This is a genomic window from Comamonas nitrativorans (assembly GCF_042654765.1).
GTDB lineage: Bacteria > Pseudomonadota > Gammaproteobacteria > Burkholderiales > Burkholderiaceae_C > Comamonas > Comamonas nitrativorans.
Genome location: NZ_JBHSEW010000010.1, coordinates 1 through 16,973 on the forward strand (window position 1 = coordinate 1; position 16,973 = coordinate 16,973).

General features: G+C 64.0%; 11 protein-coding genes. 1 reads left to right on the forward strand and 10 read right to left on the reverse strand.

Features of this window, described 5'->3' with window-relative positions:
* Nucleotides 1-138: 138 nt before the first annotated feature.
* The 10 genes from ACFO3A_RS11640 to dnaE form a co-directional block, all read right to left on the reverse strand.
* Nucleotides 139-1,239: a GGDEF domain-containing protein gene (locus tag ACFO3A_RS11640; protein WP_377726509.1), complete on the reverse strand. Its 1,101-nt coding sequence runs from the start codon at nucleotides 1,237-1,239 to the stop codon at nucleotides 139-141.
* Between the two features lie 451 nt (nucleotides 1,240-1,690).
* Nucleotides 1,691-3,769: a TonB-dependent receptor domain-containing protein gene (locus ACFO3A_RS11645; protein WP_377726510.1), complete on the reverse strand. Its 2,079-nt coding sequence runs from the start codon at nucleotides 3,767-3,769 to the stop codon at nucleotides 1,691-1,693.
* Nucleotides 3,770-4,163: 394 nt separating this feature from the next.
* The gene (locus ACFO3A_RS11650) at nucleotides 4,164-4,571 is read right to left on the reverse strand and encodes a hypothetical protein (RefSeq protein ID WP_377726511.1); all 408 of its coding nucleotides are present in this window, start codon (nucleotides 4,569-4,571) and stop codon (nucleotides 4,164-4,166) included.
* A gap of 92 nt (nucleotides 4,572-4,663) precedes the next feature.
* Nucleotides 4,664-6,115, reverse strand: coding sequence for an exodeoxyribonuclease I (gene sbcB, locus ACFO3A_RS11655; protein WP_377726512.1), 1,452 nt, complete (start codon nucleotides 6,113-6,115; stop codon nucleotides 4,664-4,666).
* Between the two features lie 36 nt (nucleotides 6,116-6,151).
* Nucleotides 6,152-7,630, reverse strand: a complete 1,479-nt coding sequence (gene cls / locus ACFO3A_RS11660) for a cardiolipin synthase (protein WP_377726514.1) — start codon at nucleotides 7,628-7,630, stop codon at nucleotides 6,152-6,154.
* 30 nt (nucleotides 7,631-7,660) lie between these two features.
* Entirely contained in the window at nucleotides 7,661-8,458 is a 798-nt protein-coding gene (locus ACFO3A_RS11665; protein WP_377726515.1) for an alpha/beta fold hydrolase, read from the reverse strand.
* Between the two features lie 45 nt (nucleotides 8,459-8,503).
* A complete protein-coding gene (locus tag ACFO3A_RS11670; RefSeq protein WP_377726516.1) occupies nucleotides 8,504-8,950 on the reverse strand; it encodes a hypothetical protein in 447 nt (148 codons plus the stop codon).
* Nucleotides 8,951-9,142: 192 nt separating this feature from the next.
* Complete coding sequence (clpA, locus tag ACFO3A_RS11675; RefSeq protein ID WP_377726518.1) at nucleotides 9,143-11,473, reverse strand: ATP-dependent Clp protease ATP-binding subunit ClpA; 2,331 nt, start codon at nucleotides 11,471-11,473, stop codon at nucleotides 9,143-9,145.
* Nucleotides 11,474-11,556: 83 nt separating this feature from the next.
* Nucleotides 11,557-11,916 carry an ATP-dependent Clp protease adapter ClpS gene (gene clpS / locus ACFO3A_RS11680; protein ID WP_377726520.1) on the reverse strand — a complete coding sequence of 120 codons (360 nt, stop codon included), beginning with the start codon at nucleotides 11,914-11,916 and terminating at the stop codon, nucleotides 11,557-11,559.
* Between the two features lie 261 nt (nucleotides 11,917-12,177).
* Nucleotides 12,178-15,720 (reverse strand): DNA polymerase III subunit alpha, encoded by a 3,543-nt coding sequence (dnaE, locus tag ACFO3A_RS11685; RefSeq protein ID WP_377726521.1) that lies wholly within the window; start codon nucleotides 15,718-15,720, stop codon nucleotides 12,178-12,180.
* A 165-nt stretch (nucleotides 15,721-15,885) separates the two neighbouring features.
* Here dnaE and ACFO3A_RS11690 point away from each other — a divergent pair, with 165 nt between their 5' ends.
* Nucleotides 15,886-16,680: an outer membrane protein assembly factor BamD gene (locus ACFO3A_RS11690; RefSeq protein WP_377726523.1), complete on the forward strand. Its 795-nt coding sequence runs from the start codon at nucleotides 15,886-15,888 to the stop codon at nucleotides 16,678-16,680.
* Nucleotides 16,681-16,973: the final 293 nt, after the last annotated feature.

Below are 16,973 nucleotides of genomic sequence, written 5' to 3' on the forward strand. Positions count from 1 at the left end.
ACTATTTTGTATTGTTCGACGGATTGCCTCCGTCGTCCTGGCGCTCCCGTGCAGAACCTGGCCCATAGCGCTTCCTTCCATTCAAGGGAAAAGATTGCACCATTAAAACCTGGGATCAAACATCTAACGTCGGTTACATCACGCCCAGACGACCCGGTTGCGGCCCTGGCGCTTGGCCTCGTACAGCGCCGCATCGGCCCGCTGCAACAGTGCTTCGGCGGTCTCGCCGGGCCGCCACTGCGTCGCGCCCATGGAAACGGTCAGGTCGATGCGCCCGCCCTCGGGCAGCACCACCGGGGTGTTGGCCACCGCCGACCGGACGCGCTCCAGTACCAGATCGCCCTCGGCAACGCCGGTTTCGCTCATCAGCAAGATAAATTCCTCGCCGCCCCAACGGGCCAGGATGTCCGGGCCACGCACCTGGGCCGTGACGGTCTGCGCAAACGCCTGCAAGGCCGTATCCCCGGCAGCATGGCCGTAGGTGTCGTTGATCACCTTGAACCAGTCCAGATCGAGCTGCGCCAGCAGCAGCGGGTGGCCGGTGCGCTGGGCATTCAGGCAACGCAGGCGCATGGCCTCGGCCAGATAGCGGCGGTTGGGCAGGCCGGTCAGCTCGTCGCGGGTGGCCAGCGCCCGCACCTGCTCGACGGCCAGGGCCAATTCGCGGCGCTGGGTCTTGAGCTGGGTGCGCAATGCTTCCATGCGCAGCGCCAGCATGGTGCTGAACACCAGCACCAGCGCCACCATGAGCATGTACAGCGCCGCCAGCGCCGGCGGCGGCGCATCGTCGGGGCGCCCCCACTGCACCACCGCGCCAGCAATGGCAAAGGCCACCAGCCCCAGCGCCAGCAGCTTCTTCATCTGCGCGGCGGTCAGGCCGAAGACGCCGAACATCATCACCACCGCCAGCACGGGCGGCTCGATACCGCGTGCCTCCCCGGCAATGGCGTAGGCCACGGCGTTGCTGACCAGGGCGCAGCCGATCTGCACCGTGGTGAAGGCCGGGTCGCGCCAGTGGCGGGTCAGGCCGCTGCGGATGAGCATGAAACTCAGCAGCACATAACCAACGCTGGCAATGGACCACCAATGCACCGGCTGCGGCTGCGTCAGTCCGGCGACGACCACCAGCTGCATCGCCAGCACGCAGAACGCCATGAACAGGCAGGCGAACCCGGTCGTGATCAGGCTGCGGCGCAAGCGCGGGTCGGTGGTGAGCAAGGCGTTCAAGAGGCGGGTCATCCAGGAAATTATGCACGTCCGTTCGGAAAAATGTAACGCAATGAATCATTGACACCTCCCCGGTTTGCTCAGAACGTGTTTACGATCTCGGCGCGAAGGGGTGCGGGATGCGGATCGGGATGGGCTGCTAGGGTGAACGCTGCGGCTCCAAAGCTGCCTGCGCAGCTTTGGACAGCGTGAACGGGGCCAGCCTCTGGCTGGCCCGCGCCCTGCAAGGGCAAACCGCAGCGATAGCCGGAGCTATCGCGAGGATTTGCAACGCCGCAGAGCGCCCGAGGCCGCGACTGCACACCCGCGCGGAGATCGTAAACACGTTCTCAGTGCTTTCCCTTGAATGCTTGTCAAAAAAGAAAGCTTCTACCGCTTGATATACAAAGGTTTCAGATAAGAAAATATCTGAAATCCTTTATTTACCAGCGGTAGAAGCTATCTTTCTATTCAACCACCTGATTTAGAAGGTGGCCCGCACCCCCACCGTCAGGTTGCGGCCCTTGAGCGGGGCGGCCTGCTTGATGAACGATGTGTGCGCCAGCCCCAGCCGGTTGGTCAGGTTCTCGCCCTTCAGGTAGACCTGCCACGGCGTGCCGTCGATGGCCTTGTAGACGCTCAGGTTCAACATGCCGTAGCCGCCGGTGCGGGTTTCATAGGCGGCAGTGCGCGTCTGGCGGGCCACCTGTACCCATTCGGCCTGCCCTTCCCAACCCTGCCAGCTGGTATCCAGCCGCACGCCGACCCGGGCGGCCGGAATGCGCGGCAGGTGGCCGCCGCCATCCGCCAGCTGGGCCCGCACCATATCCCCCCACAGGCCGATGCCCAGGTGCCGGCCCAGCGCCTGGCGCACCGAAGCCTCCAGGCCGGTGAAACGTGCATCGCGCTGGCTGTATTGCAGCAGTTGCAGGCCTTGCTCCTCATCCAGCGTGCGGCCATAGATGTAGCCCTGGATGCGGTAGTGGTAGGCATTCAGGCTCCACGTGGTGCGGCCTGCGGTCTTGCCCAGGCCCAGCTCCAGCGCCTGGCTGGTTTCCTTCTTCAGGTTGGGGTTGCCCCGCTCCCACGTGCTGGTGGCCATGTGCAGGCCGTTGGCGTACAGCTCTTCCGCCGTAGGCATACGCTGGGCACGGCTGACCGAGGCGCTGGCCTGGTAGCCCGGCGTGAAGCGCCACACCGCCCCCAGCGAGGCCGAGGTGCCGTGGTGCTTGCGCTCTTCCGCCGATTCCTGCGCCTGCACGCGCTGGCGGTCGTGGCGCAGCGCGGCCTGGAAGCGCCAATCGCCCAGGGTGTATTCCTCCAGCACAAACAGGCCCAGGCGACGGGTATCGGTGGGCTGCACGTAGGCTTCCTCGCCCGTGGCGCTGAACTGGCGCTGCCCGGTGCTGATGCCCCACACGCCGCGCCAACCGGCCAGGGGCGCATGCTGCACTTCCAGCCGCACGTCGTGGGCGCGGTTGCGGAAGCTGGTGGCGACTGCATCGCCCTCGATCTCGTCGTGCCCGTAGCGGGTGTGGCTGGCCCGCAGGCGCACGGCCTCCACGCCGGCCGCTGGCGCACGCCACTCGCCACGCAGATCCCAACGGTGGCTGGTCATGTCCACCACCGGCACGCCGTGGTCATGGTCATGATCATCGTGGTCATGGTCGTCATGTCCGTGCCCGTGCCCGTGGCTGCCGCAATGCAGATGCGGGTTCGCGCCCCAGTGCGGATGGCATTCCTCATGCTCATGCGAATGGCCGGGCAGACCGTACTGCGCCTGTTGCCGGGTGTACGCTACGCCGAGATAGCCCGCGTTGCCGATCCACGACAGGCCGATGCTGCCGGTGTCCGTCTCGTTGAAGCTGCCGTCCACCTTGCGCCCGCCCGCCCAGCCGGAGCCCACGCGGTAGTCCCCGGCGCGGCGGCTGGCGCCCTCCACGCGCACGGCCAGCGGTCCCTGGCCGGCAGTCAGGCCAAAAACGCCGGCCCGCTCGTTGGCGGCACTGCCCCAACGCAGTTCGGCTTCGCCCTGCACGCCGTTTTCCGGCACGGCGGTGGGGATTTTTTTATCCACCACGTTCACCACACCGCCCACCGCACCGCCATGCACCAGGGCGGCGGGGCCGCGCAGCACTTCGACCTGCTCGGCCAGCAGCGGCTCGGCCACGACGGCGTGGTCGGGACTGATGGTGGAGGCATCGTGCAGCTCCATGCCGTTGGCCAGCACGCCCACACGCGGGCCGTCCATGCCGCGAATCACCGGGCGCGAAGCCCCGGCACCAAAGTGGGTGGCCTGGATGCCCGGCTCGCCCGCCAGGCTCTCGCCCAGGGTGGCGCCACGGCGCAACTGCCACGTTTCACCGTCCAGCACGGTGACAGGCGCCGCCATGTCGGTCGCAGCCATGGGCAGGCCGGTCACGGTGACTTCGGCCAGTGCGGCCTCGGCAGACGGTGCCGGGGCATCCTGCGCCTGGGCGGGCATGGCGACGTACAGCGCCACGGCCAGCGCCACGGGGGACAGGCTCAGGGAACGGGAAGAAGAAAAAACGACATCTTGCATGTCTGAATCTCGCAAATCAAAAGGGCACCGCCCGCTAAAAAGTAACGCACAGGCGCACAGCGTCCCGTGCTACGGGCCATGCCGATAACAAGGAAATACGGCACAAACGCACACCCAGCGTGCGCTTGCAGCTATAGGTTTTGGGATTTCAGAAGGAAAGCGGGCCTGAGCGCGTGTTCACGATCTTTGCGTAATCGCCCATCTGCTTCCCCCGTCACACCCGCGCAGGCGGGTGTCCAGCAGCCGCGCTGGCAATGGACAGGGCAGTTGTCAAGGCAAGGCCGCTGCTGGATTCCCGCCTTCACGGGAATGACGAAGGAGAGTGCAGAAACGGCTGCCAAGATGATGCAAAAAATCAGCAGAAAAAGATCGTAAACACGTTCTGAGAGTGCGTTCAGGCCACACGCAAGGCCGGCGGGGCGCGGGCCTCGAACAGCCGCGGCGGGGCGGCTGCGGGCATGGCGTGCGGATGCCATGCCGGGACAGCGACGGGCTGCGGCGTCGGCCCCAGCCACAGGAAGACGGGCAGGTCATGCGCATGCCCGAGCTGCTCGAACTCCCAGCAGTCCAGCACCGCATGGTGCTGGAACAGCGCCGCCAGCCGCCCTTCAGCCGGTGCATTGCCGGTCTCCGCAGAGACGGCCAGCCCCTGGGCCAGCACCACCGCCGGGGGCAGGTGCAGCACGCTGTGCATCCGCCCCAGGGTGGGGGCCAGCACCACCAGCAAGGCCAGCCAGCACGCCAGCACGCGCATGCGCCAGCCCGAACGGGCTGTCAAGCGGATGTGCGAAGGCGAGAACATGCGGCTGGAAGAAAGGGAGAGGAGGAAAGAGGAAGGCAGACGGTCAAAGGCGGGGATTGTCTACGAACGGGCGTTTCCCGATCATTTATCGGCTATTCCTCGGGCATCACCATTTCCACCCAGTCGTACAGGGCGCCCAGGATGTCCTCGCCCGCTTCGTCCACGGTTTCGGACAGGGCGTCGATTTCCGCCGACAGCTGCTCGGCCGTGCGGGCGCCGCCCAGGCCGTGCAGCAGTACCTGGGCGCAGTGCTGCTGCCAGCGCTGCTGCTCGTCGGGGCGCAGGCTGTCGGGCCAGTTGCGGGCCCGCCAGCGAAACACCAGCTCGGGCAGGCGCGGGTCGTCGAAGCCGGTGTTGTCCACGGCCAGCTCCTGCGGCAGCAGGTCACGCAACTGCTGCAAACGGCGACGGTCCTGCGGGCCGACAAAGCCGCCGTACAGGTTCTGCTCCGCCAGCACCGCAGCGCCCGCCGCCGCAGCGGTGGGGGCGTAGACCTGCTTCCACAGGGCGCTCATGTCGGGCAGGTCGCGGGCGATCAGGGCGTGCTGCAGGCAGGCGTCCACATCCAGGCCCCAGCGCTGCGCCATGTCGGGGGTGAGCGTTTTCAGGTTGCGCACCACCATGGGCGATTTGTTGATGTGGATGGTCTTCATCGGCAGGCGTGTCACCCCTTCGGGCAGATCGCTGCTGCGCGTGAACAGGCGCAGGCGCAGCGCCTCGGCATCCAGGGTGCGCAGTTCGCCGGGGTCGGCGCGTAAGTCCCAGGCGATGATTTCGTTCTTGTTCACCGGGTGCTGGGCCAGCGGCCACATCAGGGTGATGCAGCCCCGCTCGGCCGGGATCATGCCGCTGACATGCAGGAAGGGCCGGGCCTGGGCGGCCACGGCGGGCAGGCCCAGCTCGGCCAGCACGCGGTCTTTCTTGTGCAGGCCCAGGGCAAACTCGAACAGCTTGGGCTGCGCCTGCTGGATGAGGCGGGCCAGGGCGATGGTGGCCTGCACGTCGCTCAGGGCATCGTGGGCCTTTTCATGCCACAGGCCGTTGATGCGGGCCAGGTCTTCGAGCTTGAACGAGGCGCTGCCGTCCTCTTTCTTCGGCCACTGGATGCCTTGCGGGCGCAGGGCGTAGACCATGCGCACCACGTCCAGGATGTCCCAGCGGCCACAGCCGTTCTGCCATTCGCGGGCATAGGGGTCGATCAGGTTGCGCCAGAACAGGTGGCGGGTGACTTCGTCGTCGAAGCGGATGGTGTTGTAGCCCACGCCGATGGTGCCCGGCTGGCTGAAAGCCGCCTCGATCTGGCGGGCAAAGGCGTCTTCGCTGACGCCCTGGGCCAGGCACTGCTGGGGGGTGATGCCGGTGATCAGGCAGGCCTCGGGGCTGGGCAGGTAGTCCGGCGCGGGCTTGCAGAACAGCACCAGCGGCTCGCCGATCTGGCGCAGCTGCATGTCGGTGCGGATGGCGGCAAACTGCGCCGGGCGGTCGCTGCGCGGGTTGACGCCGAAGGTTTCGTAGTCGTGCCACAAAAAGGTGGGTTCAGGCATAGGCGGAAAAGGTCGGTCAGGAAGGCAAGGGACGGTTCACAGCAGTGGCGAGAATAACCGCGCCACGGCATCGCCCAGGCGCTGGGGCAGGCTTTGGCCGCGCAGGTCGAACACCCGTTCGGCCTGGGCCAGATCCTGGCTGAACTGCGCGGCCAGCTGCCGGGCAAACAGCGGGGTGTAGACCAGGGCGCAAACTTCGTAATTCAAACGAAAGCTGCGGTTGTCGAAATTGGCGGTGCCGACCATGCCCAGCATGTCGTCCACCACCATGGTCTTGGCGTGCAGCACCCGGCCTTGGTAGAGGTAGATCTTGACGCCGCACTCCAGCAACTCATCAAAATAGGAGCGTGCAGCGGCTGTCACCAGGCGGGAATCGCTGCGTTTCGGCACCAGAACCCGCACGTCCACACCGCGAAGCGCTGCACTTGTGAGAGCAAGAATCGCCGCCTCGGTCGGCACGAAGTACGGGGTGGCCAGCCACAGGCGTTCGTGCGCGGCGTACGAGGCATCGACCAGCACGCGGTGGATGGCTTCCAGCGGGCTGTCGGGGCCGGAGGCCATGATCTGCGCCACGTAGGGGCCATCGTCCTGCTCGGGCAGCAAGGCGGCAAAGTCCTGCGGCATGTGCGGGTGCTGGTAATCCAGCGCATAGGCCCAGTCTTCCAGAAAAACATGCTGCAGCCAGCTCACCACGCGGCCCTGCAGGCGCAGGTGTACGTCGTGGTAGGCGTTGGCCTGCAGGCGCTTGTCTTCGGTGTCGGTGATGTTGACCCCGCCGGTAAAGCCATGGATGCCGTCGATGACGACGATCTTGCGGTGCGTGCGAAAGTTGATGACGGGCCGCAGGCGCCGCCCGATGCGGGGCGGGTGGAACAGCGCCACCTCGCCCCCGGCATCCAGCAGTGCCTGGTAATGCCGCCGCGCCAGGCGCTTGGAGCCCAGGGCATCGACCAGCAGGCGCACCTGCACCCCGGCCTGCGCCCGTTCGGTCAGCGCCTGCAGCACGCGCCGGCCGGTGGTGTCCGGCTCGAAGATGTAGTACTCCAGATGCACATGGTGCCGGGCCTGGGCAATGGCCTGGACGATGGTGTCGAAGGTGCAGGCACCGCCCACCAGCAACTCCACCCGCTGGGCCGTGGACAGGGGCAACTGGGTCGACGTGCTGACCAGCTTGACCAGTTGCTGCAGGCGGGGCGGCGCCTGAGTCGCCTTGTCGCGCAGATGCCCCAGGCTGTCGCGGCGCATCCGGGCCCTGCGACGGCTGCGCAGGCGTTTGAGCCGCTGGCGCCGAAAACGCCGGGGGCCAAAGACGAAATACACCAGCAGCCCGACCACCGGCAGCACCGCCATGGCCAGCAGCCAGCCGATCGTCGCCGCCGGTGCCCGGCGCTGCAGCAGGATCCAGCCTCCCACCAGCACCAGATAGGCCGACCAGACAATCGACAGTGCCAGGGCAAAGTGGCCGCTGGCCAGCCACTGCTGCCCAAGGTGCCAAAGGGTCTGGATAAAAGCCATCGAATGCCGGAAACGGTAAGCCGCGCCGTATCAGGCCAGGGGCTGCGCCACCACCGGGCTGCGCAAGAAGTCCTGCGCCGCCGCCAGCACCTGCGCCGCCTGCTGGCGGTGCGGGTGGTGCGCACAGTCCAGCAGCAGCACCTGTCCGTCGGCCACGCCTGCGGCAATGCGCCGGGCAAAGTCCGGGCTGCCGTACTCATCGTGCCGGCCGTGGATGGCCAGCACCGGGCAGCGCACCTGCGGCAGAACGGAGTCGAGCGACCAGTCGGCAAATGCGGGATGCAGCCACACCTCCGTCCAGGCACGAAACACCCAGTCCATCCGCGGGCCATGCCACTTTTGCAGGCGTGCCCACTGCTGGGGATCGGCAAAAAACCGCTGCGCCGCACGGATGCCCTCCAGCGTGCGCGGCTGCACATAGGCTTGCGCGGACAGGGACAGCACCGCCTGGCATGGCGCCGGGTGCGCCGCCGCAATGTGCAGCGCCATCACCGCGCCCACGCTGTGGCCCAGCAGGGCATAGCGCTCCAGCCCCAGCGCGGCCATCAGGGCCGGAAAGTGCTGCTGCGCCTCATGCTCGATGAATTGCAGGCTGGGCGCATCGCTGCGCGGGCTGGATTGACCAAAACCCAGGCGGTCGTAGGCCAGCACCTCGCGCCCGGTGGCCTGGGCCAGTTGGGCCGGCAAGTCGTGCCACTGCCCCACCGAGCCGAGGGATTCGTGCAGCAGCACGATCGGGCAGACATCGCCGGATGCGGACGCAGGCTGCCAGCGTTGCACAAAAACCTGCCCGCCGGGCAGCGTCACCATCTCCGATTGCGTGCGCACAGGGCCAGCTCCTTTTTTTCTTCCAACATAGTGATGCGAACGTGCTTATGCCAGCGGCACCTGCGCCCAGGCCTGGCGCTGCAACTCCAGCGGCAGCTCCTGCGCCAGGGCGGTGTGTTCGCGCTCGTGATGATGCTCGATCACATGGCGCAGGGCGTGGATGGCATCCAGCAGGTACAGGCTGGCGCGGCGCCGGGCCAGGGCATCGACAGGCGGCTTGTCCAGCACCAGTTGCAGGCGCTGGACGTATTCGTCGGCCAGCAGGGCGATGCGATCATGCTCCAGCCGGTACACCTTGGCCGCCCAGCGGGCGCCTTCGGGGACATGGGGCAACAGCTCGTCGTTTTCGATGCGAATGTGTTCGTCCAGCGCACTGCGCCATTGGGTAAAGCGCTGCTTTGCCTGGACGAAATCGCCCCCGACCACATCCAGCAAATGGGCGGTGAGTATGGCTTCGATACGCGTGTGCTGTTCTTCAAAAAGTTGGGCCATGTCAAAGTCAATAGCTGCTACCGCTTGATAAATAACGGTTTCAGCATTGTTTATCCTTAAAACTATTTAAACACATGCGGTAGCAGCACCTTAATTGATAGCTTCTACCGCATTCCCAGCCAAGCCGACGCACATTTTCACGTAGAAAAAAGCCGGTTCCTGAAGAACCGGCTTTTCTTTCCCCGCCAGGCTTCAATCCGTGGCGGTGGCCGCAGGCGATGGCGTCTCGCCTTCGTGCCCTGCGGTCGCTGCGCTCTGGATGTCCAGCAGCACGTCGCCTGCCCCGTCCTTGGCAGCAGCGTCCCAGTCCACTGTCAGGCGTCCGCCCTGCACCAGAGCGCCGAAGAGCAACTCGTCGGCCAGCGCCTTGCGGATGGTGTCCTGGATCAGGCGCTGCATGGGCCGGGCGCCCATGAGCGGATCGAAGCCCTTGGCCGCCAGATGCTTGCGCAGGGTGTCGGTGAAGGTGACTTCCACCTTCTTCTCGGCCAGTTGCTGCTCCAGTTGCAGCAGGAACTTGTCGACCACGCGCAGGATGATCTGCTCGTCCAGCGGCTTGAAGCTGACGATGGCATCCAGCCGGTTGCGGAACTCGGGCGTGAACAGGCGCTTGATGTCGGCCATCTCGTCGCCCGGCTGGCGCTGGGTGGTGAAGCCGATGGTGGCCTTGTTCATGGTTTCGGCCCCCGCATTGGTCGTCATGATGACGATGACGTTGCGGAAGTCGGCCTTGCGCCCGTTGTTGTCGGTCAGCGCCCCGTGGTCCATCACCTGCAGCAGCACGTTGAAGATGTCCGGGTGGGCCTTCTCGATTTCGTCCAGCAGCAGCACGCAGTGCGGCTTTTTGGTGATGGCCTCGGTCAGCAGCCCGCCCTGGTCGTAGCCCACGTAGCCGGGGGGCGCACCGATCAGGCGGCTGACGGCGTGGCGCTCCATGTATTCCGACATGTCGAAACGCACCAGATCAACGCCCAGGATGTAAGCCAGCTGCTTGGCCGCCTCGGTCTTGCCCACGCCCGTGGGGCCGCTGAAGAGGAAGCTGCCGATCGGCTTTTCCGGCTTGCCCAGGCCCGAACGGGCCATTTTCACGGCGCTGGCCAGCACTTCCAGCGCCTTGTCCTGGCCGAAAACGACGCTCTTCAAGTCGCGCTCCAGCGTTTGCAGCTTGCTGCGGTCGTCCTGCGAGACGTTGGCCGGTGGAATGCGGGCAATCTTGGCAACGATGTTCTCGATGTCCACGCGCTCGATGCACGCCTTGCGCTCTTCGACCGTGCGGATGCGCTGAGCGGCACCGGCTTCGTCGATCACGTCGATGGCCTTGTCGGGCAGCTGGCGGTCGTTGATGTATTTGGCCGACAGTTCGGCCGCTGCCTGCAGCGCCTCGGGGGCGTAGGCAATGCCGTGATGCTCTTCAAACCGGGTTTTCAGGCCTTTCAGGATTTCAATGGTCTCGGCCACGCTGGGTTCGACCACATCGACTTTCTGAAAGCGCCGCGACAGGGCGGAATCTTTCTCGAAAATCCCCCGGTACTCGGTGAACGTGGTGGCACCGATGCACTTGAGCTGGCCGCTGGACAGCGCCGGCTTGAGCAGGTTGCTGGCGTCCAGCGTCCCGCCCGAGGCCGCACCGGCACCGATCAGGGTGTGGATTTCGTCGATGAACAAAATCGCGTTGGGCTTGTCCTTCAGGGTCTTGATCACGCCTTTCAGGCGCTGCTCGAAGTCCCCCCGGTATTTGGTTCCGGCCAGCAAGGCGCCCATGTCCAGCGAATAGACGGTGGCCTCTTCCAGCACTTCGGGCACCTTGCCTTCGGTGATGCGCCAGGCCAGCCCCTCGGCAATCGCGGTTTTGCCGACCCCGGCCTCGCCCACCAGCAACGGGTTGTTCTTGCGGCGGCGGCACAGGATCTGGATGGTGCGCTCGACCTCGTAATCGCGGCCGATCAGCGGGTCGATCTTGCCCTCGCGGGCAGCCTGGTTCAGGTTCAGGGTGTACTGCTCCAGCGGCGAGGCTTTCTCGCTGCGCTCGCTGCCGCCCTCCTCGTTTTCTGCCGGGCTCTCGGCCTTGGCCGGTTCGTTCTGGTCGCTCTTGCGAATACCGTGGGCGATGAAGTTCACCACGTCCAGGCGGGTCACGCCCTGCTGGTGCAGGTAGTACACGGCGTGCGAATCCTTCTCGCCAAAAATGGCCACCAGCACGTTCGCGCCGGTGACTTCCTTCTTGCCGTTGCCAGTGGACTGCACGTGCATGATGGCGCGTTGGATGACGCGCTGAAAACCCAGCGTGGGCTGGGTGTCCACCTCGTCGCTGCCGCCGATCTGCGGCGTGTTGTCCTTGATGAAGTTGATCAGCGAGGCCCGCAGATCGTCCAGATTGGCCGAGCAGGCCCGCAGCACCTCGGCGGCGCTGGGGTTGTCCAGAAGCGCCAGGAGCAGGTGCTCGACCGTAATAAATTCGTGGCGTTGCTGTCTGGCTTCCACGAATGCCATGTGCAAGCTCACTTCCAGTTCTTGTGCAATCATTTTGCGTACTCCTTTGCGCTTGCGGATGGAATCAAAGCCTTTATGGGCTCAATGGTTGAGAACCATATAGGGCCGGTGAAGTTTCATTCAACTGGTTCACTCACCGCCTGTAGCGGATGCCCTGCGTGCTGGGCGGCGGCCAGTACCTGCTCGACCTTGGTCGTGGCAACGTCACGGGAATACACGCCGCAGATGCCACGGCCATCGAGGTGAATTTTCAGCATGATGCGGGTTGCCTCCTCTCGATCCTTGCCGAACAACTCCTGCAAAACGATGATGACGAACTCCATTGGCGTGAAATCATCGTTGAGCATGACCACCTGGTACATGGGCGGTGGCAGCAGTTTGTGCGTCAAGCGCTCCAGCACCACCGAATCGCCATCTTCCCGGGCGGGGAAGAATTCCGGCTTCTTCGGGGTAAAGGGGGGGTTACGGGTTGCCATAGGAATTCATTCTAGCCAGCGGCCCACAGGGGCAAGCCAGCGGTAAGAGGGGAAAAAATCAGGTTTAACCAGCAAAAACATTGAAAATCCTGCTTGCTAGGGATGCTCTGCACGCATCACGCAGCCAAGTGGGCGCTGCGGATCGGGATGGGCTGCAAGGCGCAAACCGCAGCCATAGCGGTGCTATGGCGAGGATTTGCAACGCTGCAGACCGCCCGATGCCGCAGAGGCCCACGGCGCGATGATTCGTGCAGAGCATCCCTACCGCCACACCAGTTCGCACCCCTGGCTCCCTGCGCTGGCCCGCCAGTCCGCCAGGGCAGCATCGCTGGGGTAGAACATATGCCGGGCGCCAAAGTCCAGCTCCACTTCGGCAGCTTCGTCCTCGGCCCGGCAGCACAGGGTCAGGCGCAGGCGCAGGCCATGCGCGGTTTCCATGCCATCGTCGCCCAGCATGGTCTGCGCCGGGTAGGTTCGCAGCAGACGGGCCAGGTCCGGCAGCGCCGTACCGGCCTGCACTTGCAGATAACGGGCAAAGCGGCAGCGGGCGTCGGCCAGACTCCAGACCTGGGTGGCCTTGATGCGCAGCCCGCCGCTGAAATGGTCGTGCTGCACCCGGCCTTGCAGGATGACGAACTCGTCGTCCTTCAATAAATCCCGGGCGCCCGTCCACGTCGCCTCATCGACCGAGGCTTCCAGCGTTGCACTTTTGTCGTCCAGCCGGAACAGGCACAGCTTGCCGCGCTGGCCGTTGATGACGCGCAGGTCGCTGACGATACCGGCCAGCAATTGCGGCTCCCGGCTGTCGGCCAGCTCGTCCAGCGGCGTGCGGATGAAACGGCGCACCTCGCCTTCGACCTCATCGAACAAATGGCCGGAAAGGTAGAAGCCGATGGCGGTTTTCTCCTGAAGCAAGCGCTCTTTCACGCCCCAGGGCACGGTGTCGGGCAAGTCCGGCGCCTGGTTGCTGGCCCCCTGGGCATCGTCGCCCATCATGTCGAACAGGCCGCCCTGGTTGGCATTGCTCCACTGCGCATTGGCAAACTCGAAAGCCGCATCCACGGCAGCCATCAGCGCCGCGCGGTTGCGTTCGATGCCGTCAAAGGCGCCGGCCTTGATCAGCGCCTCCAGCGTGCGCTTGTTCAATTTGCTGCGGTCTACGCGGGTACAGAAATCCCACAGGCTTTTGAACGGCCCCTGTACGTGGCCTTGCGGCCCGACACCCTGGCCCTGGCGGGCAGCAACGATGGCCTCGATCGCCGCCTGCCCGGTGCCCTTGATGGCCCCCAGGCCGTAGCGGATGACCTTGTCCGTCACCGGTTCGAAGCGGTAATGGCCCCGGTTCACGTCCGGCGGCTCGAAGGTCAGCCCCATCTTCAGCGCATCTTCGTGCAGCACCTTGAGCTTGTCGGTGTTGTCCATTTCCACGGTCATGTTGCCGCAGAAGAACTCCGCCGTGTAATGCACCTTCAGCCAGGCCGTGTGGTAGGCCAGCAGGGAATACGCGGCCGCGTGCGACTTGTTGAAACCGTAACCGGCGAACTTCTCCATCAGGTCGAACACCTCGTCGGCCTTCTCCTGGCTGATGCCCTGCTTGGCCGCGCCCTCGCGGAAGATCAGGCGATGCTTGGCCATTTCTTCCGGCTTTTTCTTGCCCATGGCGCGGCGCAGCAAGTCCGCACCACCCAGGCTGTAGCCGCCCAGCACCTGGGCGGTCTGCATCACCTGCTCCTGGTAGACCATGATGCCGTAGGTCTCGGCCAGCACTTTTTCCACCAGGGGGTGGGGGTACTCGATGACTTCGGTGCCGTGCTTGCGGGCCACGAAGGAGGGAATCAGATCCATCGGCCCGGGACGGTACAAGGCGTTCAGGGCGATCAGGTCTTCCAGGCGGCTGGGCTTGGCCTCTTTGAGCATTCCCTGCATACCGCGCGATTCAAACTGGAATACCGCTTCGGTCTTGCCCTCCTGGAACAACTGGTAGGTCGGCCAATCGTCCAGCGGAATGTCCTCGAACTTGAAGTGTTCCTGGCCTTTGTGCCGTTTCTGGATGAACTCGCGGGCAATTTCCAGAATCGTCAGCGTTGCCAGGCCCAGAAAGTCGAACTTCACCAGTCCGATCTGCTCCACGTCGTCCTTGTCGAACATGGACACCGCCGATTCGCTGCCCGGCTGCTGGTACAGCGGGCAAAAGTCGGTGAGCTTGCCCGGTGCGATCACCACGCCGCCGGCGTGCATACCGATGTTGCGTGTCATGCCCTCCAGCTTCTGCGCCATTTCGATGAGGTTTTTCACGTCCTCCTCTTTGGCCAGGCGCTCGGCCAGAATCGGTTCGGCCTCCAGGGCATAGGTGTATTTGTCGCCTTCCTTGGGCGGATTGGGCGGATAGCGCAGCGTGACGTGCAGCCCCGGCTTGTTCGGGATGAGCTTGGAGATGCCGTCACAAAAGCCATAGCTCATGTCCATCACTCGCCCCACATCGCGAATCACCGCCCGCGCTGCCATGGTGCCGAAGGTGGCGATCTGGCTGACGGCATTGCGCCCGTAACGCTCCTTGACGTACTCGATCACCCGGTCACGATTGGCCTGGCAGAAATCCACGTCGAAGTCGGGCATGGAGACGCGTTCCGGGTTCAGAAAGCGCTCGAACAGCAGGTTGTAGTGAATCGGGTCGAGGTCGGTAATCTTCAGTACGTAGGCCACCAGCGAACCGGCACCCGAACCGCGCCCCGGCCCCACCGGACAGCCGTTGTTCTTGGCCCAGTTGATAAAGTCCGCCACGATCAGGAAGTAGCCGGGAAAGCCCATCTTCAAAATGATGCCCAGCTCGAATTCCAGGCGCTCCAGATACTTGGGGCGCTGCGCATCACGCGTGGCTACGTCAGGGTAGATCTGCGCCAGACGCTGCTCCAATCCTTGCAAGGATTCGTGGCGGAAGAACTCCTCGGTCGTCATCCCCTCGGGCACGGGGAAATCAGGCAGGAAGTTTTTCCCCAGCACAAGACTGACGCTACAGCGGCGGGCAATTTCCACCGTATTGGCCAAGGCCGACGGCACATCGGCAAACAACGCCTGCATTTGCGCCGCCGTTTTAAAGTATTGCTCAGGCGTGAAGCGGCGCTGGCGCTTGCGGCTGGCCAACACCTCGCCTTCGGCAATGCACACCCGGGCCTCATGGGCCTGGAAATCATCGGGCCGCAAGAACTGAATGGGCTGGGTTGCCACCACCGGCAACTGCAAACGCGCCGCCAACTCCACCGTTTGGGCCACCAGGCTCTCATCCTCGTTACGCCCGGCCCGTTGCAGCTCCAGGTAAAAACGGTGCGGAAAAATCTGCGCCAACTGCAACGCCTGCTGCGCTGCGGCATCCTTATCCCCCCGAAGCAACGCCTGCCCAATCCCCCCGGCATTGGCCCCGGACAGGATGATCAATCCATCGTTGAGTTCTTCCAGCCAGGCCCAATCGACCTGTGCCTGCGTCTGGGTCTTGCCCAGGGGCTGGGTCCAGGCGCGGGCCAATATCTCGGAAAGATTCAAATACCCTTGGCGGTTCTGCACCAAGGCCAGCAAGCGGGTTTCCTCTTCTTCGCCCCGGCCCTGCATCAGCAATTCGGCGCCCAGCAAGGGCTTGACCCCTTTGCTTCGGGCACTTTTATAAAACTTCAAGCCGCCAAAGAGATTGTTGAGGTCGGAAATCGCCAACGCAGGCTGACCATCAGCACTGGCAGCTTTTAAGACATCGTCAATACGGCAGGTTCCGTCGACGACGGAAAACTCAGTGTGCAAGCGCAGATGAACAAACATAGGGCAGCGATTGTAGAAAGTCTGGTCAAAGCCAACCGGCCAGCCGCCCGAAAGCACCCGAAATCTCTGACCAGCGCCTCACTGATAGGCCGCTACAATGCGGGGCGCCTGTCCGTCCTGCCTGACTGCGCGTGTCTTCCCGATTGACTTGAAAGCTGCGACACCATGCTGCGTTTTTTACGCCCCGCCCTTCTTATGACATTGGCTACTGGTCTGCTGGCTGGCTGCTCCACCGTAGAGGAGGATAAAACCGCCAACTGGACGCCAGAGCGCATTTATGCCGAAGCACGCGATGAAGCCAACGGTGGCGGCTACGAAAAAGCGGTTCCCTTGTTCGAAAAGCTGGAAGGCCGCGCAGCAGGCACGCCCTTGGCCCAGCAAGCCCAACTGGAAAAAGCCTACGCCCAATACAAATCGGGAGAAAAAGCACAAGCCGTTGCAACCCTTGACCGCTTCATGAAGCTGCACCCCAGCAGCCCAGCCTACGACTACGCGCTTTACCTCAAGGGCATCACCAATTTCAACGATAACCTGGGCCTGTTCGCTTGGCTGTCACGCCAGGATCTATCGGAGCGCGATCAAAAAGCTGCCAAAGAGTCCTACGAGTCCTTCTATGAACTCACGCAGCGCTTTCCTGGCTCGCGCTACGCACCTGACGCCCAGCAGCGCATGACCTACATCATCAACTCCTTGGCGCAATACGAGGTGCATGTAGCCCGCTACTACTACCAGCGCGGCGCATACGTTGCCGCTGTAGCCCGCGCTCAAACCGCATTGTCCGACTACCAAGGCGTCCCGGCGAGCCAAGAAGCCCTGCAGATTCTGGTCAAGTCCTATGACAAACTGGGCATGACCGACTTGCGTGACGACACCCTGCGCGTATTGGAAGCCAACTTTCCTGGCGATAACAAAGACACTCCACTAACAAAAGCCAAGAATCCCTGGTGGAAACTCTGGTAAGTGCTTGTACGCTCGCCACCCACTCTATGGTGTGATTGCTGCGCAGGTCAACACACAAGACCGACGTCCCCCCGTTTTCAGTAGCACTTGGCTTTGGAGTCCGGGGTGAATCGCTCCTGGTAGGGGTACAAGCCATTAGCCGCAAAGGCGCATGCCTATTGAGTTTCAGAGGAAGCCGGGGGTATAAGTGATCAAAATTATAGGAGCACGCGGCCGTATACCCCCACCTATACCCCCACTCCAGCGTGGCTGGCGGTGGACTTCCATGGACTACCCTGGACAGCAACCTGTTG